This window comes from Lentzea sp. NBC_00516, assembly GCF_036346835.1.
GTDB lineage: Bacteria > Actinomycetota > Actinomycetes > Mycobacteriales > Pseudonocardiaceae > Lentzea > Lentzea sokolovensis.
In genome coordinates this window covers 3,148,568-3,170,370 of record NZ_CP107840.1, presented here as the reverse complement: position 1 = coordinate 3,170,370, position 21,803 = coordinate 3,148,568, and the positions used below count along the sequence as shown (strand labels likewise).

The following is a 21,803-nucleotide window of genomic DNA, read 5'->3' as shown; positions in this document are numbered from 1 at the left end:
GATGCTCGACGGCGTGATCGTCACCGACGTGTCCCTTGTGGACGAACTGGTCCGCACGCAGTTCCCGCGCTGGCACGGCCTGCCGATTCGCGAGGTCGCGCACGGCGGCACCAGCAACGCCCTGTACCGGCTGGGCGACGAGCTGGCGGTGAGGCTGCCGCGCCGCGAGTGGGCCAAGGACGGGGCGGGCCAGGAAGCCGTCGTCGTTCCACTGGTCGCGCCGCACGTGCCGGTCGCGGTGCCGGAACCGGTCGCGCTGGGCGAACCGGCGGCGAACTACCCGTACCAGTGGTCGGTGGTGCGCTGGCTCGACGGCGAGACCGCTCCGATCGAGGACGTCGGCGAGGACACGCCGTTCCGGCTGGCCGAACTGATCCGCGCGCTGCACGAGATCGACGCGACCGGACGGCCGTGGACCACCGGCCGAGGCCGGGCGACCGGGTCTGACCACGACGACCCCGTCCGCACCTGCATCGCCCAGGTCGGCGGCGACCCCAGGCTCGTCACCATCTGGGAGGACGCGCTGAACGCCCCGAGCTGGGACCGGCCCGGCCGCTGGCTGCACGCCGACCTGCACGTGGGCAACCTGCTCTTCCGCGACGGCGAGCTGACCGGCGTGATCGACTGGGGCGCGGCCGGCGTCGGTGATCCGGCGGCGGACCTCATGACGGCCTGGCTCTACCTGGACGAACGCGGCCGCAAGCAGTTCCGGCGCGAGCTCGCCGAGTTCGACGACGCCGCCTGGACGCGCGCGAAGGGCTGGGCGTTGCACCTCGCTGTGCTCGCGCTTCCTTACTACCGCGACACCAACAAGTTCCTCGCCGACATAGCCAGCTGGACGCTCGACCAGCTCTGCCCGGGCTGGGACGACTGATGCGGATCGACGTGTCCCTCGTGGACGGACTGACTGACTGATCCTGCTGTTCACCGGCGGCGAGCTGACCGGCGTGATCGACTGGGGCTGTGCCGCCGCCGGTGATCCGGCGGGCGACCTCATGACCGCGTGGCTGTTCCTCGACGAACGCGGCCGCGAGCAGTTCCGGCGTGAGCTCGCGGGTTCGACGACGCCACCTGGGTGCGTGCGCGAGGCTGGGCGATGGAACTCTCGATGCTCGCCCTCGCCCGCCACGCTCTCGGCCGGCTACTCGCGGAACGCGCCGGGTGACATGCCTGTCTCGCGGGCGAAGAACTTCGTGAAGTTGGTGGCCTCGCTGAACCCGAGCCGGTGCCCGATCGCCGCCGACGACAGGTCGGTGTGCACGAGCAGCCGTTTGGCCTCCAGCGTCACGCGGGCGTCGATCAACGCCTTCGCGGACAGGCCCGTCGCGGCCAGGCAGATGCGGTTCAGGCTGCGCGTCGAGTAGCCGACGCGGGCCGCGTACTCGGCGGCGTTGCGGGTGGCGGCGAAGGAGCGTTCGAGTTCCTGCTGGAAGCGTTCGAAACGGGCGTCGGCGTGGCCGGGAGCGGCGCCGGGCAGGCGGGCGACGCGCAGCAGCAACGCGCCCAGCAGCTGGCGGAGCAGGTCCACCGGTTCGTTGGTCAGCAGGTTGCGGCGGTACTCCTGCCTCAGGTCCTGCACGGCGCGGGTGAAGACCGCCAGTTCCGCCTTGGGGACCAGGTGCCGGACCGGTCCGAACGGGCTGAGCACCGGCGGCGGGAACGCAGGGGTGAAAAGCACCATGAACGCCTCCGCCGCGCCGGTCGGCAGGCGGAGCACCCGGCCGGGGCTGACGTGCAGGAGCGTGCCGGGTGAGCACGGGTGGTCCACGAAATCGACCATGGTGGTGCCGGTGCCCGCGGTGAACAGGAACAGCTGGTGGAAGTCGGTGCGGTGCACCTTCGTCAGCGTGTCCTCGCTGAGCCTGCGGCGGAGCACGCCGAGGTCGAGCGCTTCCAGGCCCAGCTGCCCGCGGTCGGGGTTGCTGAAGCCGAACTGCGCGACCTGTCCACTTCTGACCATGGTGAGGCGTGATCCTACCTCGTGCCGGTCAGACAGCTGGGACATCGTTGCGGCCATGGACAACAAGGAACTCGTGCTCAAGGCCGCAGGCGAACTGTTCGGCGACAAGGACCCGTCCGCTGTGGACCGTTGGGTCGCGCCGGACTACCGCCAGCACAGCTCGCTCATCGCGGACGGACCCGAGGCGTTGCGCGGGCTCGTCGCGAGCCTGCCGGAAGGTTTCCGCTACGAACCGGCGCGCGTGATCGCGGACGGCGATCTCGTTGCCCTGCACGGTGTCTACCACGGGTTCGGGCCGGAACCGCTCGTCGCGTTCGACCTGTTCCGGGTGCGGGATGGCAAGCTCGTCGAGCACTGGGACGCGCTCACGCCCGTGGTCGAGAACACCGCGAGTGGACGGTCCCAGACGGACGGTGCCGCCCGTCCCGCCGCCGAAGGCACCGAACGCAGTCGCGAGCTGGTCCAGGAGTTCGCGCAGCGGATCCTGCAGGACGCCGACTACTCGGTGCTGACCGACTACATCTCCACCGAGACCTACCTGCAGCACAACCCGGAGGCCGCGGACGGGCTCGACGGGTTCGGGGCGGCCGCGGCGAAGTGGGCGGGGGAAGGCCGCAACCTCGTCTACAAGACGGTGCACCAGGTCGTGGCCGAAGGCGATCTCGTTCTGCTGCAGTCGGAAGGCGAGTTCGGCGAACCGGTCGCGTACTGGGACCTGTTCCGCGTCCAGGGCGGCAAGATCGTCGAGCACTGGGACGTCATCGCGCCGATCCCGGCCGACCTTCCGCACGGCAACGGGCTGTTCTGACGTGCTCACGGCCCTGCCCGACTACCGGCACGCGGTCGCACTGGACGAGCCCTTCCGCCCGCTCAGTGCGCCCGCGCCCGTCGGCGAACTCGAACTCCTGACGAGTCTCGCCCTGCGAATGCTCGGCGACGACCCGTGGGTCGGCCGGTTCCGGCTGCCACGCGAGGCGGGGGGACCGGCGCCGCATGCTCCGGGCGGTGCTCACCGTCCGCGAACCCGCGCCGCTGGACCCCGAACTCGTCGCCGTGCTCGACGCGCTGCTCGGCGGCGAACGTCGGCAGCGACCGCTCGCGAACGCCCTGACGCTGCCCGCGCCGCTCGCGGTCTGGCGGGGCGACATCACCCGGCTCCGGACCGACGCGATCGTCAACGCCGCCAACGACGCCCTGCTCGGCTGCTTCCAGCCGATGCACGCCTGCGTCGACAACGCGATCCACCACGCCGCCGGGCCGCGGCTGCGGGCCGACTGCCGGCGGATCATGACGCTGCAGGGAACGCCGGAGCCGACCGGAACCGCGAAGATCACCCGCGGCTACCACCTGCCCGCGCCGTTCGTGCTGCACACGGTCGGCCCGATCGTGCGCGGGAACCTGTTGCCCGCCCACGGAACCGCGCTCGCCGACTCCTACCGGGCGTGCCTCGACCTCGCCGCCGAGGTACCGGGAATCCGCACGGTCGCGTTCAGCGGCATCAGCACCGGGATCTTCGGGTTTCCGAAAAGGCCGGCCGCACGCATCGCGATCGGCACCGTCCGGGACTGGCTCACCACGCACCCCGGCCGGTTCGACCGCGTCGTGTTCGTGGCGTTCGGCGGCGAGGACGAGACTGTCTACCGGGAGTTGCTGTGACGCTGGAACGCTGGCTGGACGAGGCCGATCGCGTGCTCATCGCGGCGGGCGCGGGACTGTCCGCGGCGGCGGGCTACGACTACTCGGACACCGAACGGTTCGCCGAACTGTTCCCGGTGCTGCACCAGAAGGGCCTGTGGGCGCGGTACCAGCTGATCGGCCTGCCGCTACCGCCCAGGTTGCTGTGGGGTTACTGGTCCGTGCACGTCGACGACATCCGGTTCGGGGAGGAGCCGAACCCCGTGTACACGAGGGTGCGGGACCTGGTCGGCACCCGTGGCCACTTCGTCCTGACGTCCAATGTGGACGGGTTGTTCGCGCGCAACGGTTTCGCGGAGGACCGGGTGTGGACGCCGCAGGGCGACTACGGCCGCTACCAGTGCGAGACGCCGTGCACACGGGAAACGTGGCCCAGTAGGCCGATCGTGGAAGCCGCATTGGCCACCTACGACGCCTTGACAGGGGAGACCGAGACGGTGCCGGCGTGCCCGCGCTGCGGGGGAGAGGTGTTCCTGAACGTGCACAAGGGGCCCGAGTACGTGCCCGACCACTACGCGCCCGCGGGGACACGGCTGCGGGAGTGGCTGGGCGACGGCGTGCTCGTGATCGAGATCGGCGCCGGGTTCAGCACGCCCACGGTCATTCGCCGGCCGGTGGAATCGCTGGTCCGCAGCCTGCCAAGCGCTCGGTTGGTGCGAATCAACACCGTGCACGCCGAGGTGCCTGCTGATCTTGGTGAACGGGCAGTGTCTGTGCGGGCGGACATCACCGAGGTGCTGGGTCTGCCATAGCACATCGGGCTATCCGCGAACTGGAGTAAGACCCCCCGCCATCCGGGGCCATTCGTCAGGTTACGTATGTGAGAAAGTTTCATCACCCTCTCGACGGCGCATCGGGTTTGTGCGTACGGTGAGCGCGTTGTCACCGTACCGGTCAGTAGTAACCCTAGCTGAATTCCTTTCTCCCCACCCCTGCAGGGTGAGGAAGTGAGCACAGTGAACATGCTGTCGGATCGAGAACGGGTGCTGTGTCTGAGTCCGTTCAGCACCCCCAACCCGGCCCTCGTGGTCGCGGCCGAACGAGCCGGTGGGCTCGGCGTGCTCGACCTCGGGCCGAACGCCGCCGCCGACCTCGCCCGCGTGGTCGCGCGTCATCCGCGTGCGTTCGGGGTGAGACTGCACGGACCGTTGACGGTCCCGCTGCCCGAAGCCGTGGACACCGTCGTAGTCGATCTCGCCCGTGCTGCTCCAACCCTCGCTGAACTGGGTGAACGCCGTGTTCTCGCGGTGATCACCTCGGTGGCGGAAGCCGCTGCGGCGATCGAGTTCGGGGCCACCGGCTTGATCGCGAAGGGTGCCGAGTCAGGCGGCCGAGTGGGTGGTTCGCCCGCGTTCGTGCTGCTCCAGCAGGTGCTCGCGCTGACCGATCTGCCGGTCTGGGTGGCGGGTTCGATCGGGCCTGACACGGCTGCCGCGGCGATCGCGGGCGGTGCGCGCGGAGTGGTGCTGGAAGGCCAGCTCACACTCGTCGCGGAGGCTCGAAAACATATTTCCGGCGAAATTGTCAACGCCGTCCGCATGATGGATGGCGCCGACACCGTCGTGAACCGCGGGTTACGCGTTCATGTTCGTCAAAACACGCTCGAAATTGGTCAAGAAGGTTCCTTGGCTGATTTCTACCGTACCTCGTTTGGGACCGTTGGAGGCGTGGTCAGCGCGATTGCGCGGGGCATTCGGGACAATCTCACCCTGGCGGGTGAGCACCGCCCGATCCGGCCGGGTGGACCGTTCTGCGACCGCGTCCCCGGCCTGCGCTACCCGATCGCGCAGGGGCCGATGACCCGCGTCAGCGACCAGCCCGCGTTCGCCGCGGCCGTCGCCGAGGGCGGTGCGCTGCCGTTCCTCGCGCTCGCGTTGATGGAAGGCCCGGCCGTTCGCACGCTGCTCGAGCACACCGCGGAGAAGCTCGGCGACCGGCCGTGGGGCGTCGGACTGCTCGGCTTCGCACCGCCCGAACTGCGGGCGCGGCAGATGGAGGCCGTGCTGGCCGTCCGGCCGAAGTACGCGATCGTCGCCGGTGGCACGCCCACGCAGGCACGGGAACTGGAGGACGCCGGCATCGAGGCGTTCCTGCACGTGCCGTCGCCCGCGCTGCTGCGCCGGTTCCTCGACGAGGGCGCGCGCAAGTTCGTCTTCGAGGGCTCCGAGTGCGGCGGGCACACCGGTCCCCGCACCAGCTTCACCCTGTGGCAGCAGCAGATCGACGTGCTGCGCGGACGTGAGAAGGACGTTGTCGCACTGTTCGCGGGCGGCGTTCACGACGCCCGGTCGGCCGCGATGATCTCCGCCATGACCGCGTCGATCGCGGCACGCGGCGCTGCCATTGGTGTTCTCGTCGGCACCGCCTACCTGTTCACCGAGGAAGCCGTGTCGCACGGCGCGATCCGCCCGGTGTTCCAGCAGGTCGCGCTGGAGTGCGAGGACACCGCGCTGCTGGAGACCTCACCCGGCCACGCCGTCCGGTGTGCCCAGACGTCCTATGTGGACACGTTCGAGCAGGCGCGGGCCGAGCTCACCGGACTGTCGAAGCAGGAGAGCTGGGAGAGGCTCGAACAGCTCAACCTGGGACGACTCCGGCTCGCCAGCCGCGGTCTCGTCCGCGACGACGGTGTCCTCAAAGAGGTCGGTGACGACGAACAGCGCCGCGAAGGCATGTTCATGATCGGCCAGGTCGCGACCCTGCGGTCCGAACGCACCACGATCGCCCGGCTGCACGAGGACATCGTCTCCGGCGTGCTGCCCGAGACCACCGAGCACGAGACCGCCGCGGAACCGCTGGACGTCGCCATCGTCGGCATGGCCGCGATCATGCCGGGTGCCCGTGACGTCGCCGAGTTCTGGGCGAACGTCCTGGCGGGCACCGACTCCATCACCGAGATCCCGCCGGACCGCTGGTCGCCCGAACGCTACGGAAGCCCGTTCCGCTGGGGCGGTTTCCTCCCGCGCACGGCCTTCGACCCGCTCGCGTACGGGATCCCGCCCGCGTCGCTGACCTCGATCGAACCGGCCCAGCTGCTGGCGCTCGAGGTGTCGGCGAAGGCGCTGGCCGACGCCGGGTACCAGACCAGGGTGTTCGACCGCGAACGCACGTCGGTGATCTTCGGTGCCGAAGCCGGCGCCGACCTCGCGAACGCCTACACGGTCCGCACCGCGTTGCCCGCCTTGGGAATCAACGGCCTGGACGACCACCTGCCGAAGCTGACCGAGGACTCGTTCCCCGGCGTGCTCGGCAACGTGATCGCGGGCCGCGTCGCGAACCGGCTCGACCTCGGCGGCGCGAACTACACGGTCGACGCCGCCTGCGCGTCCAGCCTCGCCGCGCTCGACGTGGCCTGCAAGGAACTCGTCGGCGGCACCAGCGACATGGTCCTGTGCGGCGCGGTCGACCTGCACAACAGCGCGCACGACTACCAGATGTTCGCCTCGGTGAAAGCCCTGTCCGCCAAGGGCCGCTGCGCCACGTTCGACTCGGCTGCGGACGGCATCGCACTCGGTGAGGGCGTGGCCGCCGTCGTCCTGAAGCGGCTGGCCGACGCCGAACGCGACGGCGACCGCGTCTACGCGGTGATCAAGGGCATCGGCGCGTCGAGCGACGGCCGGTCGCTGGGCCTGACCGCGCCACGTCCGGAAGGCCAGCAGCGAGCCCTGAGCCGCGCCTACGCGTCGGCCGGGCTGCCGGTCACCGACGTCGGACTGGTCGAGGCGCACGGCACCGGAACCGTGGTGGGAGACCGCACCGAACTGGCCTCGCTGACCCGGATGTTCTCCGGCGTCGAACCCGGCACCTGCACGATCGGCTCGGTCAAGTCGCAGATCGGCCACACCAAGTGCGCGGCGGGCCTGGCCGGTGTGATCAAGGCGGCGCTGTCCGTCCACACCGGACTACGACCTGGCACGTTGCACGTCAAGCAGCCCAACGCCTTCTGGGACGCCGAGACCTCACCGTTCGCGTTCGGCCACCGCACGTGGGCGAGCAAGAACCGGGTCGCGGGTGTGAGCGCGTTCGGGTTCGGCGGCACGAACTTCCACACCGTCATCGCGGGCTACACCGGCGCCGACGAACCCCGCCACGGCCTGAAGGCCTGGCCGGCCGAGCTGTTCTTGATCCGCGGCGACGATCAGGCCGCCGCCCAACGGGAAGCCGCTCGCCTCGCCGCGCTGGTCGACGTGCGCACTCCGCTGCGTTCGCTCGCCGCGGCATGTGATGAAGGAACCGTCCAGGCGGCGTTCGTGGTCAGCGATCACGAGAGCCTGCAGAAGGCGCTCAAGGACGTCGAGGCCTGGCGCGAGTCCGACGTGGTGTCGCTGAGGTCGGGAGAACGGCCACAAATAGCGTTCCTCTACCCAGGTCAGGGCAGTCAACGGCCGGGCATGCTGCTCGACCTGGTCACGGCCTTCCCACGACTGCAGGACTTCCTCGACGCGCGCTACGAGCGGGTGATGTACCCAGCGGCCGCGCTGACCGCCGAGGACGTGTCCCGGCAGCGGGCGGAGATCACCGACACCCGCAACGCCCAGCCCACGCTCGGCATCGCCGGGCTGATGGTCACGTCGCTGCTGGATTCCGTCGGCGTGCGGCCGGATCTGGCCGGTGGCCACAGTTACGGCGAACTGGTCGCGTTGTCGGCGGCCGGCGCGTTCGGGGCGGCTGAACTGCTGGAACTCAGTGCGGCCAGGGCCCAGGCGATGCTGGACGCGGTCGGCGACGACCCCGGCACGATGGCCGCCGTGACCGCCGCGGTGGCCGAGGTCGAGGCCCTGCTGCCGTCCGATGTCGTGGTGGCGAACCACAACGCGCCCGACCAGGTCGTGATCTCGGGTCCGACCGAGGCCGTGCACAACGCCGTCGAGGTGCTGAAGAGCGCCGGGCTGACCGTGAAGAACATCCCGGTCGCCGCCGCGTTCCACAGCCCGCTGATGGCCGGGGCCCGCGACCGGTTCGCGGCCCGTCTCGCAGCCACCTCTCTTGGCTCGATGCGGTTCCCGGTGTGGTCGAACGTGTCTGCGGCTCCGCATACCGACGTGCGCGACGGATTGTCCGCGCAGCTCGCGGGCCGCGTGCGGTTCGTGGACCAGATCGAGTCGATGTACGCGGCGGGCGCGCGGATCTTCGTCGAGGCAGGCCCCGGCGGCGTGCTGACGTCGCTGGTCGGCAAGACCCTCGGCGACCGGCCGCACCAGGCGTTGCGCTGCGACGACCACGTGACCTTCCTGCGCACGCTGGCAGCACTCGCGGTCGCCGGTGTCGAGGTGGACACCGCACCGCTGTTCGAGGACAGGGCCGAACCCGCCACGGTCGTGCCGCCACGGCCGGGCTGGTACGTGGATGGAGGACTCGTGCGGGACGCGAACGGCGACGCACTGCCCGGTGGGCTTCGGCCCGCGACCGAGTTCCCGACTCTCCGAGTCGGCTCAGGGCTGGGGCGCGACGAGATCATCGAGAAGTTCCTGGACGGGATGCGGGACGCGGTGAGCGCGCAGCGGGACGTGCTGCTGAGCTACCTCGGCACCGAACCCGCCGCGGTGCCCGCGCCCAGGCAGGTGATCGACCAGCCGGTGGTCGTCGTGCCGCAACCGCAGGCAGCACAGCGGGAAGACGTCGCGACGGTGGTGCTGCGGACGATCAGCGCCCGCACCGGCTACCCGGTCGAGATGCTGCAGCCGGGCCTGGACCTGGAGGCCGACCTGTCGATCGACTCCATCAAGCGGACGGAGATCGTCGGCGAGCTGGTGGCGGAGCTGGGCGCGGTGGGCTCGGTGGACGAGCTCGCGCAGCTCAAGACCATCGACGGCATCGTCGGCTGGTTCGGCTCCGCGGCCCCGGTCATCACTGCGGCGAAGGACGTCCGGACAGTCGTGCTGCAGACGATCAGCACGCGCACGGGCTACCCGGTCGAGATGTTGCAGCCGGGTCTGGACCTGGAAGCGGACCTGTCGATCGACTCCATCAAGCGCGCCGAGATCGTGGGCGAACTGGCCCAGGAGCTGGGCGCGACGGGCGGCGTCGAGGAACTGGCCCAGCTGAAGACGATCGACGGGATCGTCGCGTGGTTCGGCGACACCCCGGCACTCCCCGCTCCGGCGCCCGTGCTCGCGCTGCCGGCGTCAGCGGGCAGGCTCGTCCGGCTCGTGCCGCAGGTGGTGCCTGCTGAGCCAGCCGAGCCCGCTGACCTCGGCGGCAGGACCGTGCTGATCATCGACGACAACGGGATCGGGCTCGAACTCGCCGACCTGCTCGAACGCCACACCGCCCGCCCGCGCATCGAACCGGCGTTCCCGGACGACCTGACCGGCATCGACGTCGTGATCCGGCTGCAGGCTCGGCTGCCGGAGGCGTTCAGCGAGGTCAAGCAGTGCGTGACGAACGGGGTCGCGCTCGTCGTGGTGACCACGGGCGGCGGCACGTTCGGCTTCGACCACACGCCCGACGAGCTGCCCGCGGACATCGGCCTGCACGGCCTGATCCGCACGGCCGCGCTCGAGTACCCGGACCTCGTCGTGCGCTCGGTCGACGTCAACCCCAAGGAAAGCCACCGCGACATCGCCACCGCGCTGCTCGCCGAGATCGGGCCCGGTCCGGCGGTCGTCGGTTACCAGGCCGGTAGGCGGCAGGTCATCGAGGCGATCCCGGGAGACCTCGAAGCGGGAACCCTCGACCTCGACGCCGACAGCGTGGTGCTGTTGACCGGTGGCGCCCGCGGCATCACCGCGCTCGCCGCGATCGAACTCGCCGAGCGGACCGGCTGCCACGTCGAACTGATCGGCCGCACGCCGATCGCCGCGGAGGACCACCGGCTGAGCCACGCCACGACCGAGCCCGAGCTCGTGAAGGCGCTGTTCGAGCTGGGCGAGAAGGACAACGTGCCGGCCAGGGCGCGCAAGGTGCTCGCCGAACGCGAAGTCCGTCAGACCATGGAACGGTTGCGCGCCAGGGCATCGAGTGTTCGGTACCACGAGTGCGACGTCACCGACGCCGAGGCCGTGGGCAAGGTGATCGACGACGTCAAGGCGAGGTTCGGCCGGATCGACGGGGTCATTCACGGCGCCGGGGTGCTGGACGACAAGCTGATCGAGGCCAAGACGCAGGAGTCGTTCGACCGCGTCTGGGCCACGAAGGTCAACGGTGCCAAGGCGTTCGGCGACGGGTTCCTCGTGCTGTTCGGCAGTGTCAGCGGTGTCTTCGGCAACCGCGGCCAGGCCGACTACTCGGCCGCGAACGACGCGTTGGACCGCATGGCGAGGTTCTGGGGTGCTCAGCGCAGGGTCGTCGCCGTCGACTGGGGTCCCTGGGCCGGTGCCGGGATGGCGGTCGGGCTCGCCGACGAGTACGCACGGCGCGGCATCCCGCTGATCGAGCCGAAGCAGGGCGTCGACGCGCTGCTGAACGAGATCGCGAACGGTCAGGACGTGCAGGTGGTCTACCGATGGGAGGCATAGCGATCGTCGGGATCGGCGCCGTCTTCCCCGGTGCCCCCGACGCGGCGACGTTCTGGCGCAACATCGTCAGCGGCGTCGACGCCATCGGCCAGATCCCGCCCGGCCGCTGGGACCCGGCCACCTACTACGACCAGGACAGCAGGACCAGCGACCGGTTCTACTGCCGCAAGGGCGGGTTCGTCGACGACCTCGCCGAGTTCGACCCGACCAGGTTCGGCATCATGCCGTCCACTGTGGACGGCGCGGAGCCCGACCAGTTGCTCGCCCTCGCCACGGCAGCCGAGGCCATCGCGGACGCGGGCGGTGAGTCGATGCTTCCCTCCCGGGACCGCGTCGGCGTGGTCGTGGGACGCGGCGGGTATCTCACGCCCGGCTGTGCGCGGCTCGACCAACGGGTCCGGCTCGCCGACGAGGTCGTGTCGGTCGTGAAAGACCTCTTCCCGAACCTCGCCGGCACCGAGCTGAACACCGTGCGCCAGGCCATTCGCGACCGCCTCGGGCCGGAGCAGCCGGAGGCGTCGATCGGCCTCGTGCCGAACCTGGCGGCGTCGCGCATCGCCAACCGGTTCGACCTCAAGGGCACCGCCTACACCGTGGACGCGGCCTGCGCGTCCGGGCTGGTCGCCGTCGAGCACGCCGTCCGCGAACTCCAGGAGGGTCGCGCGGACGCCATGCTCGCCGGCGCCGTCCACGTCTGCCACCACCCGACGCTGTGGAGCGTGTTCACACAGCTCAGGGCGCTGAGCCCGACTGAGCGCATCCGGCCGTTCGACGCGAGCGCGGACGGCACGCTGCTGTCCGAGGGCGTCGGTATGGTCGTGCTGAAGCGGCTGGAGGACGTCGGCGATGAGCGCGTCTACGCGGTGATCCGCGGCATCGGCACCGCGAGCGACGGCCGCGCGACCAGCATGATGACGCCCAACCCCGACGGCCAGATCCTTGCCGTGCAACGGGCGTGGGCCAACGCGGACCTCGATCCCCAGAAGAACCCGCCAGGACTGATCGAGGCGCACGGCACCGCCACGCCCGCGGGTGACGCCGCCGAACTGCGGACGATGATCGCCGCTTTCGGAGGCCAGGGCGACGAGATCGGCATCGGCACGGTCAAGTCGATGATCGGCCACGCGATGCCCGCCGCCGGCATGGCCGGGCTGATCAAGGCCGCGCTCGCCCTGCACCACAACACGCTTCCGCCGACCCTGCACGTCGAGAACCCGCACAGCAGCTTGACCGGCACCAGGTTCACGCCCGTGACGACCGCTCGCGAGTGGACCGGACGGCACCGCGCGGTCGTCAACGCGTTCGGGTTCGGCGGGATCAACGCCCACGCGGTCCTCGACGGCCACACCATCGCCAAGCCGCGCAAGCCGGTGATGACCTTCGCCGCCGACACCGCGGAGGAACTGGCGAAAGCGCTGGGAGAACGCCGCACGTCCAGCGCCGACAGGGCGTTCCGGCTCGCCATCGGCAACCCGGACGACCGCAAGCTCAAGCTGGCCGAACGCGTTCTCGCCCAGGGCAAGGCGTGGCCCGGCCGGCACGACATCTGGTTCTCCCCGCAGCCGCTGCTGACCGGCACCGACCAGGTCGCGTTCGTGTTCCCCGGCTTCGAGCGCGAGTTCAGCGGAGAGGTCGTCGACCACGCCGTCGGACTGCTGCAGGACGGCCGCCGCGAAGCCCGCGAACTCATGGCACTCGGCATCACACCGGGAGCGCTCGCCGGGCACAGCATGGGCGAGTGGACGGCGATGGTCGTCGGCGGCATCTACCCGACGATCGACGAGTTCGTCTCGGCACTCGGGCCCGGTGCGGTCGCGGTCGTCGACATCGCCTACGCCGCACTGGGTTGTTCGGCCGACACCGCCGAGCAGTACCTGGTCGAGGGCGTGACGGTCAGCCACGACAACTGCCCGCACCAGTCGGTGATCTGCGGCCCGATCGACCGCCTCGAAGAGGTCCTGGTCACGCTCAAGGCCAACGGCGTGATGGCGCAGCTGATGCCGTTCCGCACCGGCTTCCACACCCCGGCGCTCGCCCCGTACCTGGGACGGGCCAAGGAGATGCTCGACGCGCTGCCGGTCCGCGCGTCGGACATCCCGGTGTGGTCGGCGAACTCCCTCGAACCGATGGGCGCCGGCGAGGTCCGCGAACTGGTCCTGCGGCACCTGGTCGAGCCCGTCAGGTTCCGGCCGCTGCTGGAACGGCTGCACGGCGCGGGATTCCGCGCTTTCGTCCAAATCGGACAGGGCAGCCTGCCGGGGTTCATCGGGGACACGTTGAACGACCGGCCGCACATCGCCGTGAACGCCGACATCGCGCCGGAAGCCCTGTGGGCGTTCGGACTCAAGCGCGGCACGGCCCACAAGGTCAAGCTCAAGCTCGGCACGCCGAAGATCAGGCTGGACGCGCTCGGCACCGAACCGGTGCTGGTGGCCGACGACAGTCCGATGTCCGCGGCGGTCAACAAACTCCTGGCCCACACCAACGCGGTCGCGCGTGAGGTCGTCGGCGCGCTCAGGCCCAACGAGGCCGGGTTCACCCGCGAGTTCTCGCTGCGGACCATGCCGGAACTGGTCGACCACTCGGTGTTCCCGCAGGCACCCGGCTGGCCCGATCTCTCGGACGGGTTCCCGATCGTGCCCGCGACCGGCCTGCTGGAGGTGTTCGCGGACGCCGCGCGCCGCCTCACCGGCGGCACCGTGCACGGGTTCGCGCAGGTCAAGGCCAAGCGCTGGCTCACGGCCCTGCCCGCGACAACGGTGAAGATCTCCGCCCGTGCGGAAGGCCAGGACCGGGTCGTCGTGAAGGTCGGCGACTACGCCGAGGGCATCGTGCTGATGGCACGGCAGGCCGTCCAGTCCGAAAGCAAGGAGCTGCAGGGCGTTCGCGAGGCGCCGGTCTCTGCTGAGGAGCTGTACCGGGACAACTGGATGTTCCACGGACCGGCGTTCGCGGGCGTCACGAAGATCGACTGCCTGGCGGACAACGGAATCGCGGGCGTGCTGACGCCGTTGCCCGCGCCGGGAGCGTTGCTGGACAGCGCCGGGCAGCTGATCGGTCACTGGATGCAGGTCTGCCGCACCGAGGACCAGACCGTGCTGCCGACCGGGATCGAACAGGTGACGTTCCACGGGCCGGTGCCGACAGCGGACGTCCAGTGCACCGCGTGGATCCGCGAGGTCACCGAGCAGGTGATGATCGCGGACGCCGAGCTGACCGTGAACGGCGCGCTGTGGTGCCGGATCACCGGCTGGACCACCCGCCGCTTCACCACGGACGACCGGATCTGGCAGGTCAAGCTCAAGCCCGGCACCGAGATGCTGTCCACACAGGACGGCGAATGGCTGCGGGTGACCGAGAACTGGTCCGACAGCGCGACCCGTGACCTGATCATGCGCCGCTACCTGAACTCGACCGAACGACTGCACTACGGCGACCTGGACGTGCCTGCCCAGCGCGACTGGCTGCTGCGCGTGATCGCGGCGAAGGACGCCGTGCGCGCGTGGCTGTGGGATCGCGGGGCCGGACCCGTCTATCCGGCGGAACTGACCATGAACGCCGATGGCCGGGTGCGCGGCGCGTTCGCCGTGCCACGGATCGAAGTCATTTCAGAACAAGGGCGAGCCGCGGCCCGCGTGCGAACGGAGATGTGATGGACGAGGTGCTGCAGCAGGTCGCCAAGCTGATCACCGAGGTGGTCGGGCCGGACTTCCTGCTGGGCGTGGAGATCACCCGCGACACCACGTTCAGCGACGACCTGGGCCTGGAGTCGATCGAGTTCGTCGCCCTCGCGGACAAGCTCAACGCCCACTACGGCGTGGATCTCGTGGCCTTCCTGGCGGACATGGACATCGACGAGATCATGGCGATGTCCGTCGGCCGCCTCGTCGACCACATCACGGCGCGTGTCTGAGGTTCACGCCCGAGGGTTGCGCTTTCACGTGCAGCGGCTTGGGCCTACTGACGCGCCGACCGTGGTGTTCGTGCACGGCCTGGTGATGGACAACCTGTCCAGCTTCTACTACACGCTCGCCGCGCCGCTGGCCCAGGCCAGGTTCGGCACGGTGCTGTTCGACCTGCGCGGGCACGGCCTGTCCGAGCGGCCGCCTTCCGGTTACACACCAGAGGAGAGCGCGCTGGACCTGGTCGCCGTGCTGGACGAGATCGGCGTGACCGAGCCGGTCTTCCTGATCGGCAACAGCTACGGCGGTGTCGTGGCGATGCACGCGGCCGTCCAAGCGCCCGAACGGGTCGGTGGCGTCGTGCTGGTCGAGTCGGCGGTCGGGGGAGTGGTCGGCGACGCGTGGTTCGAGGACATCACGAACACGCTGACGGTCGCCGCGCTGGGCCTGGAGTTCGACCGGACGCAGGACCAGTTGATGGCCCTCGGCCAGCGCAAGATCGCGAAGCTCGCCGTGAACGCCAACGCGTTGCTCAACGGCACGACGCTGATCGACGACCTCGGCTCCGGAGCGAAGCTCGACCTCACGCAGGTCCAGTGCCCGGTGCTCGGGGTGTACGGGGCCGAGTCCGAACTGATCGGGGCCGCCGCCGAGTTGCAGGAGCGGATCCCGTCGTGCCGCCTGCACGTCGTGACCGGGCTGGGGCACACGGTCCTGCGCGAAGCCACCGCCGAACTGCTCGACGTGCTGCTGGACTGGTTGCCGTCATGAGCCGGTTCCTGTTCGTGGTGCCGCCGCTGACCGGCCACGTCAACCCGACCGCCTCCGTGGGCGGCGAGCTGCTGGCGCGCGGGCACGACGTCGCGTGGGTCGGGCATCCCGGCACGCTGACACCACTCCTGCCGGACAACGCGCGGATCTTCCCCGCGATCGACGACCTCCTGGAAGCCGACATCCGCGCGAAACGGGAGCGCTGGCTCGCGTTGCGCGGGATGGCGGTGCTCAAGTTCTTCTGGGAGGAGTTCCTGATCCCGCTCGGGCACGCGATGGTGCCGGGGGTCGACGCGGCGGTCCGGGCCTTCCGGCCGGGCGTGATCGTCGCCGACCAGCAGGCGCTGGCGGGGCCGTTGGTGGCGCGCAACGCCGGAGTGCCGTGGGCGACGTCCGCCAGCACCTCCGCCGAGCTCGTCAATCCACTGAGGACGATGCCGAAGGTCGACGCCTGGGTGCGCGATCTCCTGCACGACTTCGCCGACGGGGACATCAGGTTCTCCGAGCTGCTCGTGCTCGTCTACAGCTCCAAGGCGCTGGTGGCGGGGGAGTTCGGCGACGAGGTGGCGTTCGTGGGGCCCGCGCTGAGCCATCGCGTGGAACGCGTGGACTTCCCGTGGGAGTGGCTGGTGCGCGGGTCGGAGCCGCGCAGCGTGCTGGTCTCCCTGGGAACCTTGAACGGACCCGCCGGCGAACGTTTCCTCGGCCAGGTCCTGGAAGCCGTCGCCGGTCTCGCCGTCCGGGTCGTGATGGTCGCCGAACCGCGACCCGCGCCGCCCAACGTCCTGATGCTGCCGTCCGTGCCGCAGCTCGCGCTGATGCCGCACCTGGACGCGGTCGTCACGCACGGCGGCCACAACACGGTCTGCGAGGCGCTGGCGCACGGGCTGCCGCTGGTCGTGGCACCGATCCGGGACGACCAGCCGACCGTCGCCGCCCAGGTCGTGCAGGCCGGCGCCGGAGTACGACTGACCTACTCGCGGGCGCGCGCAGCAGACATCCGCAGCGCACTGGAGTCCGTGCTGGACGAGCCGGAGTACGCGGCCGCCGCCGGGCTGGTGCGCGAATCGTTCTTGGCGGCAGGCGGCGCAGCGGCCGCAGCCGACCGACTGGAAAAGGTGGTGGCCGGGTGATTCTCACCGTGCTGGTGGTGCTGGTCGTCCTCTTGGACGTGCTGCGCCTGCGGTCCCGCGCGTCCAAGCTGCGAGTGCTCGCTCCGGGCGCGAGCGAGCACTCGCTTCTCACCGCCACCGGGGTCCATCCGGAGGGCTCGTGGGAGACCGCCGCGGACCTCGTCGATCTCGTACCGCGCGACCTGCCGACGGTGGCCGCGCTGGACCTGCTCGGCGCGTTCGATCCCGGCAAGTACCGCGACGACCAGTGGGCGCGCGGCATCAGCGCGTCGCAGGCCGTTCTGGTGCGGGAGAAGTACGCCGAGGAGGTCGACCCCGACGACCCGACGGAGTTCGTGGCGTACGTGCGGCGGGTCAAGGACCACGTGCACGCGGTGGTCGACATCGCGGTCGCGCCGGGGCTGAAGGCCGGTCCGTACGACCTCGGGTACCGCGCGGCGATGTTGCGGCGTCTCGGGAAGCGGCCGTCGCTGTGGATCGCGGGCTCCGTCATCGGGTACGCGACCGTCGCCGCCGCCCTGATCACGAACTGGCAGTGGGGACTCGTCGCGCTGGCCGCGTACTGGGCGCACCCGATCCTGGTGTTCGCCGGAACGCCGCTGCGGCCACGCGACCTGTGGGTGCCGCGCGTCCTGCGCACGCCCTACCTGTGGTTCAAGACTTCTGGTGGCAAGAAGTCCACAGCCGAGAAGCGCCAGGCCGAGACCCTCGAGGCCGCCGGGCCCTGGTACGAGCAGAACCGCGACCGGAACTTCCACGAGGCGCCGCGCGACAACTGCCCGTCGTGCGGGAGCACGGACCTGCGCCGCTGGGTCACCGCGGCGGATCTGGTGCAGCGCAAGCCCGGCACGTTCACGATGGACCGGTGTGTCCGATGTGGACACGTCTGGCAGAACCCGCGGCTGACCGAGGAGGGCCTCGGCTTCTACTACCGCGACTTCTACGACGGCCTCGGCGAGGCGTCGGCGGAAGCGGTGTTCTCCGGCAAGACCGACCCCTACTACGGCCGGGCACGGATGGTCGAGCCGTTCATCAAGCCCGAACGCTGGCTGGACGTCGGTTCCGGGCACGCCCACTTCTGCCTGGGAGCCAAGGAGGTCCTCCCGGCCACGACGTTCGACGGGCTCGACCAGGGCGCGGCCATCGAGGAGGCGGCCAGGCTCGGCCGGATCGAGAACTCCTACCGGGGCAGCTTCAAGGACTTCGCGGGCGAGCTCAAGGGCCGCTACGACGTGATCAGCATGCACCACTACCTGGAGCACGTGCGCGATCCGTGGGAGGAGCTCGACATCGCGGCGGACGTGCTGCCCAACGGCGGCTACCTGCTGATCGAGCTGCCGGATCCGGAATGGCGGCTCGGCCGGTTGTTCGGCCAGTACTGGATGCCGTGGTTCCAGCCGCAGCACCAGCACATGATGCCGATCGGCAACCTGGAGCACGCCCTGGCCGACCGCGGACTGACCACGGTGGCCACTGAACGCAAGCAGGCCCACCTCTGCAACGACTTCACGCTCGCGCTGCTGCTGTGGCTGGGCGACAAGGCACCGCGCACGCCGGCGCCGTGGCGTCCGGAGAAGGTCAGGCTCCGCCGGACCCGCAGCTTCCTGGTGTGGTCGCTGGGAATCCCCGCGTTCTTCGTCGCGCTGGCGCTGGACCAGACGGTGAACCGGTTCCTCGCCGCTCGTACCGGCAACGGCAACGCCTACCGGCTGCTTGCCCAGAAGGAATCGGCAGAGCGGTCATGACCGTGGACATCGCGGATCGGCCTGAGCTCGCGCCGGAGCTCAGGCTGGTGCCGCACGCGTTCCGGCGCACGTTCGGACGGCCCGCCGAAGGCGTCTGGTACGCGCCGGGCGTGCTGAACCTGCTCGGTGGTGCGATCAAGGTGCCCGCCAAGTGGGGTGCGATCGTGGCGGGAGATCGGCGCGACGACGGCCTGCTCGAACTCGTGTCGGTGAACCGGCCGACCGAACGCGCGCTGCTGCCGTCCGACGACGTCCCGGAGTGGGCGGCGGGCGTGCGGGCGTGGGGCGGAGCCGCGTTGATGTGCAGCGTCGACCTGCCGCGGGGGAGTGGACTGTCCGCGAGCGAGGCGCTCAGAACGGCCGTCGAGCTGGCGCTCAAGGAGCTCGCGGGCGAGCGGTTCGAAGAGTCGCGGACCGAGGCGCTCGACCTGCCGGGCCAGCGGCTGCTCGTCGTCGACACCCGAGTCCGGCGACCGGAACCGCAGGTGGAGCGGCCGTACACGCGGCAGGCAGAAGATCTCGGTGTGGCTTTGACGGCGTACCACCACGCTCAGGACCCGGATCCCGAGCAGGACGCGGTCGTCGAGGCCGCGCTGGCCGCCGGCGCGCGAGGTGCCAGCATGCTGGTGGACCCGCCGGGCAGGCCCGCTGTCGCACTCGTCGACGCGGACCTGGTCCCGGCGGTGAAGAAGGCGATCACGAAGGCGGTGGAGATCGCTCCCCGCTACCTCACGATCGTCCCGGGTCCCTTCAAGGCAGCGGCTTTACGGTGAACTCCGCCCGGCGGAGGTCCTTCGAGTTCGGCCCCACCAGGAGGACGAACTCACCCGGCTCCACGACGCGCAGCCCGGCCGCGTCGACGATCGTGCAGGCGGAGACCGGGAGCTCCAGTTCGACCTTCGCGGTCTCGCCGGGCTGCAGGTCGACCTGCTTGAACGTCTTGAGCTCCTTGTCCGCCCAGCTCACCGACGTGACGGCGTCGCTCACGTAGACCTGCACGGTCTCGCGGGAGGGCCGTGAGCCGGTGTTGGACAGCGTGATCGACGCCCTGACCGTCTCGTCCGGGCGCAGCACCGCCGTCTCCACGTGCAGGTCGCCGTACTCGACCGTCGTGTACGACAGGCCCTCGCCGAACGCGAACGCCGGCTCCTGCGTCAGGTCGGCGTAGCGCGTGCCGTGCTGGCCGCGGATCTGGTTGTAGTACGTCGGCTGCTGACCGGCGTGCGCCGCGAACGAGATCGGCAGACGGCCGCTCGGCTCGACCAGCCCGTGCAGCACCTCGGCGATCGCCCGGCCGCCCTGCATGCCGGGGTTGGCCACCCACAGCAGCGCGGCGGCGTTGCGCGCCGACGCGGGCAGCACCAGCGGCTTCGACGCGAGCAGCACCACGACCAGCGGCTTGCCGGTCTCGGCCAGCGCGTCCAGCAGGGCGATCTGGCCGCCGATGAGGTCGAGCGTGGCGGTGGACCGGCCCTCGCCGACCAGTTCGATCACGTCACCGACGACGGCGACCACGTAGTCGGCGTCCTCGGCTGCCGCCACGGCCTCGGCGATCAGGTTCGCGTCCGGCGCGCAGGCCTTCACGACCGGCGGGCGCGGCTGGCCGTCGGGGAACGTGTCGCCCTCGGGGTCCGGCTCCAGTGTGAGGATGTCGGCGCCACGGGCGTACGTGATCTCCTGCGACGAGAGCTCGCGCAGCCCGTCCAGGACCGTCGTGATCATCTCGCGCGGGTGGCCGTTGGGCAGCCAGTCGGCCTGACCGGACGAGCCCGCCCAGTCGCCGAGCTGGGTCTGGGCGTCGTCGGCGAGGGGGCCGACGACGGCGATCTTGCCCTTGGGCTTGCTGAACGGCAGCACGCCGTCGTTGCGCAGCAGCACCAGCGAACGGCGCGCGACCTGCAGGTTCAGCGCCACGTGGTCGTCGTGGTTGATCATCACACGCTGGCGTTCCGCGTCGGGCCTGCGCGGGTTCTCGAACAGGCCGAGGTCGAACTTCAGCGTCAGGATCCGGGTGACCGCGCGGTCGAGGTCGGACTCGGCCAGCAGCCCCGACTCGACGCCCTGCAGCGCGCCGTCGAAGAACTGCGGGGTGGTCATGATCATGTCGTTGCCGGCCTTCACGGCGGCCGCGGCGGCGTGCGCGTAGTCGGGCTGCAGCTTCTGCTCCCAGACCATGCGGCCGACGTTGTCCCAGTCGGTGATGAGCGTGCCCTTGTAGCCCCACTCGCCGCGCAGGACCTCGTCCAGCAGCCACGAGTTGACGGTGATCGGCACACCGTCGGTGGACTGGTAGCCGAGCATGAACGTCGCGCAGCCGGCGCGGGCGACCTTCTCGAACGGCGGCAGGAACCACGACCGCAGCTTGCGCCGCGACAGGTCCGCCTCGCTCGCGTCCCGGCCGCCCTGGGTCTCCGAGTAGCCCGCGAAGTGCTTGGCGGTCGCGAGGATCGCCGTCTCGTCGGCGAGGCCGTCGCCCTGGTAGCCGCGGACCATGGCGGCCGCGAGCTCGCCGATCAGCACCGGGTCCTCGCCGAACGTCTCGTCGACGCGGCCCCAGCGCAGGTCCCGCGAGATGCACAGGACCGGCGAGAACGTCCAGTGCACGCCGGTCGCGGCGGCCTCGACGGCGGTGACGCGGGCGACCTGCTCGACCAGGTCCGGGTCCCAGCTCGCGGCCATGCCGAGCTGGGTCGGGAAGATCGTGGCGCCCTCGTAGAACGAGTGGCCGTGGATGCAGTCCTCGGCGATGAGCAACGGGACACGCAGCCGTGTCTGCGTGGTGAGGTCTTGCGCGCGCAGCACTCGTTCGGGCGAGGTGTGCAGGATCGAGCCGACGTGCTTGCGCAGCACGTGGTCGTCCAGGTCCTCCCTCGAGTCCAGCTGCATCATCTGGCCGACCTTCTCGGCCAGCGTCATGCGGCCCAGCAGGTCCGCCACCCGCTCCGCGGTGGGCAGCGTGGCGTCGAGGTAGGGCACGTCGTCGCGATCCATGTGGTCTCCGAGAGGGCTCGTGCGGCGGCAGCGTCTGTGGGAGCGCTCTCACAGTTGATACCTGAAACCGGTTCCGCGCGAAACCGGTTTCGGGATTTCCGGTACAAACGAATCGTTTGAGTAACACGAACGCGACAAACCGGCTACTC

General features: G+C 70.3%; 13 protein-coding genes and 1 pseudogene. 12 read left to right on the top strand and 2 right to left on the bottom strand.

The features are described from left to right. The first annotated feature begins 1 nt into the window (after position 1). Both OG205_RS14205 and OG205_RS46775 read left to right on the top strand, forming a co-directional pair. Complete coding sequence (locus OG205_RS14205) at positions 2 to 874, top strand: aminoglycoside phosphotransferase family protein (protein WP_330276703.1); 873 nt, start codon at positions 2 to 4, stop codon at positions 872 to 874. A 37-nt stretch (positions 875 to 911) separates the two neighbouring features. Next, a pseudogene (locus OG205_RS46775) lies at positions 912 to 1,043 on the top strand (phosphotransferase); the annotation flags it as partial. A gap of 98 nt (positions 1,044 to 1,141) precedes the next feature. Here the strand turns inward: OG205_RS46775 and OG205_RS14200 are convergent. Then, the gene (locus OG205_RS14200) at positions 1,142 to 1,960 is read right to left on the bottom strand and encodes a helix-turn-helix domain-containing protein (protein WP_330276702.1); all 819 of its coding nucleotides are present in this window, start codon (positions 1,958 to 1,960) and stop codon (positions 1,142 to 1,144) included. Between the two features lie 55 nt (positions 1,961 to 2,015). Here OG205_RS14200 and OG205_RS14195 point away from each other — a divergent pair, with 55 nt between their 5' ends. The 10 genes from OG205_RS14195 (at position 2,016) to OG205_RS14150 (ending at position 19,436) form a co-directional block, all read left to right on the top strand. Further along, positions 2,016 to 2,768, top strand: coding sequence for a nuclear transport factor 2 family protein (locus OG205_RS14195; protein ID WP_330276701.1), 753 nt, complete (start codon positions 2,016 to 2,018; stop codon positions 2,766 to 2,768). Between the two features lie 197 nt (positions 2,769 to 2,965). Beyond that, on the top strand, positions 2,966 to 3,616 hold the full coding sequence (locus OG205_RS14190) for a macro domain-containing protein (protein WP_330276700.1): 651 nt from the start codon (positions 2,966 to 2,968) through the stop codon (positions 3,614 to 3,616). After that, entirely contained in the window at positions 3,613 to 4,407 is a 795-nt protein-coding gene (locus OG205_RS14185) for a hypothetical protein (RefSeq protein WP_330276699.1), read from the top strand. Before OG205_RS14190 ends, OG205_RS14185 begins: the two co-directional genes overlap by 4 nt. A gap of 210 nt (positions 4,408 to 4,617) precedes the next feature. Continuing rightward, a complete protein-coding gene (locus OG205_RS14180; protein WP_442916820.1) occupies positions 4,618 to 11,112 on the top strand; it encodes an SDR family oxidoreductase in 6,495 nt (2,164 codons plus the stop codon). Further along, positions 11,100 to 14,765 carry a beta-ketoacyl synthase N-terminal-like domain-containing protein gene (locus OG205_RS14175; RefSeq protein ID WP_330276697.1) on the top strand — a complete coding sequence of 1,222 codons (3,666 nt, stop codon included), beginning with the start codon at positions 11,100 to 11,102 and terminating at the stop codon, positions 14,763 to 14,765. Before OG205_RS14180 ends, OG205_RS14175 begins: the two co-directional genes overlap by 13 nt. Further along, the gene (locus OG205_RS14170) at positions 14,765 to 15,025 is read left to right on the top strand and encodes an acyl carrier protein (RefSeq protein WP_036014077.1); all 261 of its coding nucleotides are present in this window, start codon (positions 14,765 to 14,767) and stop codon (positions 15,023 to 15,025) included. The genes OG205_RS14175 and OG205_RS14170 overlap by 1 nt, the downstream gene beginning before the upstream one ends. Further along, positions 15,018 to 15,785, top strand: a complete 768-nt coding sequence (locus OG205_RS14165) for an alpha/beta fold hydrolase (protein WP_330276696.1) — start codon at positions 15,018 to 15,020, stop codon at positions 15,783 to 15,785. Before OG205_RS14170 ends, OG205_RS14165 begins: the two co-directional genes overlap by 8 nt. After that, complete coding sequence (locus tag OG205_RS14160) at positions 15,782 to 16,918, top strand: glycosyltransferase (protein WP_330276695.1); 1,137 nt, start codon at positions 15,782 to 15,784, stop codon at positions 16,916 to 16,918. Before OG205_RS14165 ends, OG205_RS14160 begins: the two co-directional genes overlap by 4 nt. Beyond that, on the top strand, positions 16,915 to 18,663 hold the full coding sequence (locus OG205_RS14155; RefSeq protein ID WP_330276694.1) for a class I SAM-dependent methyltransferase: 1,749 nt from the start codon (positions 16,915 to 16,917) through the stop codon (positions 18,661 to 18,663). The genes OG205_RS14160 and OG205_RS14155 overlap by 4 nt, the downstream gene beginning before the upstream one ends. Next, complete coding sequence (locus tag OG205_RS14150) at positions 18,660 to 19,436, top strand: hypothetical protein (protein WP_330276693.1); 777 nt, start codon at positions 18,660 to 18,662, stop codon at positions 19,434 to 19,436. Before OG205_RS14155 ends, OG205_RS14150 begins: the two co-directional genes overlap by 4 nt. Here OG205_RS14150 and OG205_RS14145 read toward each other — a convergent pair. Then, positions 19,414 to 21,654 (bottom strand): glycoside hydrolase family 3 N-terminal domain-containing protein, encoded by a 2,241-nt coding sequence (locus tag OG205_RS14145; protein WP_330276692.1) that lies wholly within the window; start codon positions 21,652 to 21,654, stop codon positions 19,414 to 19,416. The two genes, OG205_RS14150 and OG205_RS14145, sit on opposite strands and share 23 nt — an antisense overlap. Positions 21,655 to 21,803 lie beyond the last annotated feature (149 nt).

Bases quoted from the DNA above. Each gene is read 5' to 3' on its own strand.
- OG205_RS14205 (WP_330276703.1), top strand. From the start codon at position 2: ATGCTCGACGGCGTGATCGTCACCGACGTGTCCCTTGTGGACGAACTG.
- OG205_RS14200 (WP_330276702.1), bottom strand. From the start codon at position 1,960: ATGGTCAGAAGTGGACAGGTCGCGCAGTTCGGCTTCAGCAACCCCGAC.
- OG205_RS14195 (WP_330276701.1), top strand. From the start codon at position 2,016: ATGGACAACAAGGAACTCGTGCTCAAGGCCGCAGGCGAACTGTTCGGC.
- OG205_RS14180 (WP_442916820.1), top strand. From the start codon at position 4,618: ATGCTGTCGGATCGAGAACGGGTGCTGTGTCTGAGTCCGTTCAGCACC.
- OG205_RS14175 (WP_330276697.1), top strand. From the start codon at position 11,100: ATGGGAGGCATAGCGATCGTCGGGATCGGCGCCGTCTTCCCCGGTGCC.
- OG205_RS14170 (WP_036014077.1), top strand. From the start codon at position 14,765: ATGGACGAGGTGCTGCAGCAGGTCGCCAAGCTGATCACCGAGGTGGTC.
- OG205_RS14160 (WP_330276695.1), top strand. From the start codon at position 15,782: ATGAGCCGGTTCCTGTTCGTGGTGCCGCCGCTGACCGGCCACGTCAAC.
- OG205_RS14150 (WP_330276693.1), top strand. From the start codon at position 18,660: ATGACCGTGGACATCGCGGATCGGCCTGAGCTCGCGCCGGAGCTCAGG.
- OG205_RS14145 (WP_330276692.1), bottom strand. From the start codon at position 21,654: ATGGATCGCGACGACGTGCCCTACCTCGACGCCACGCTGCCCACCGCG.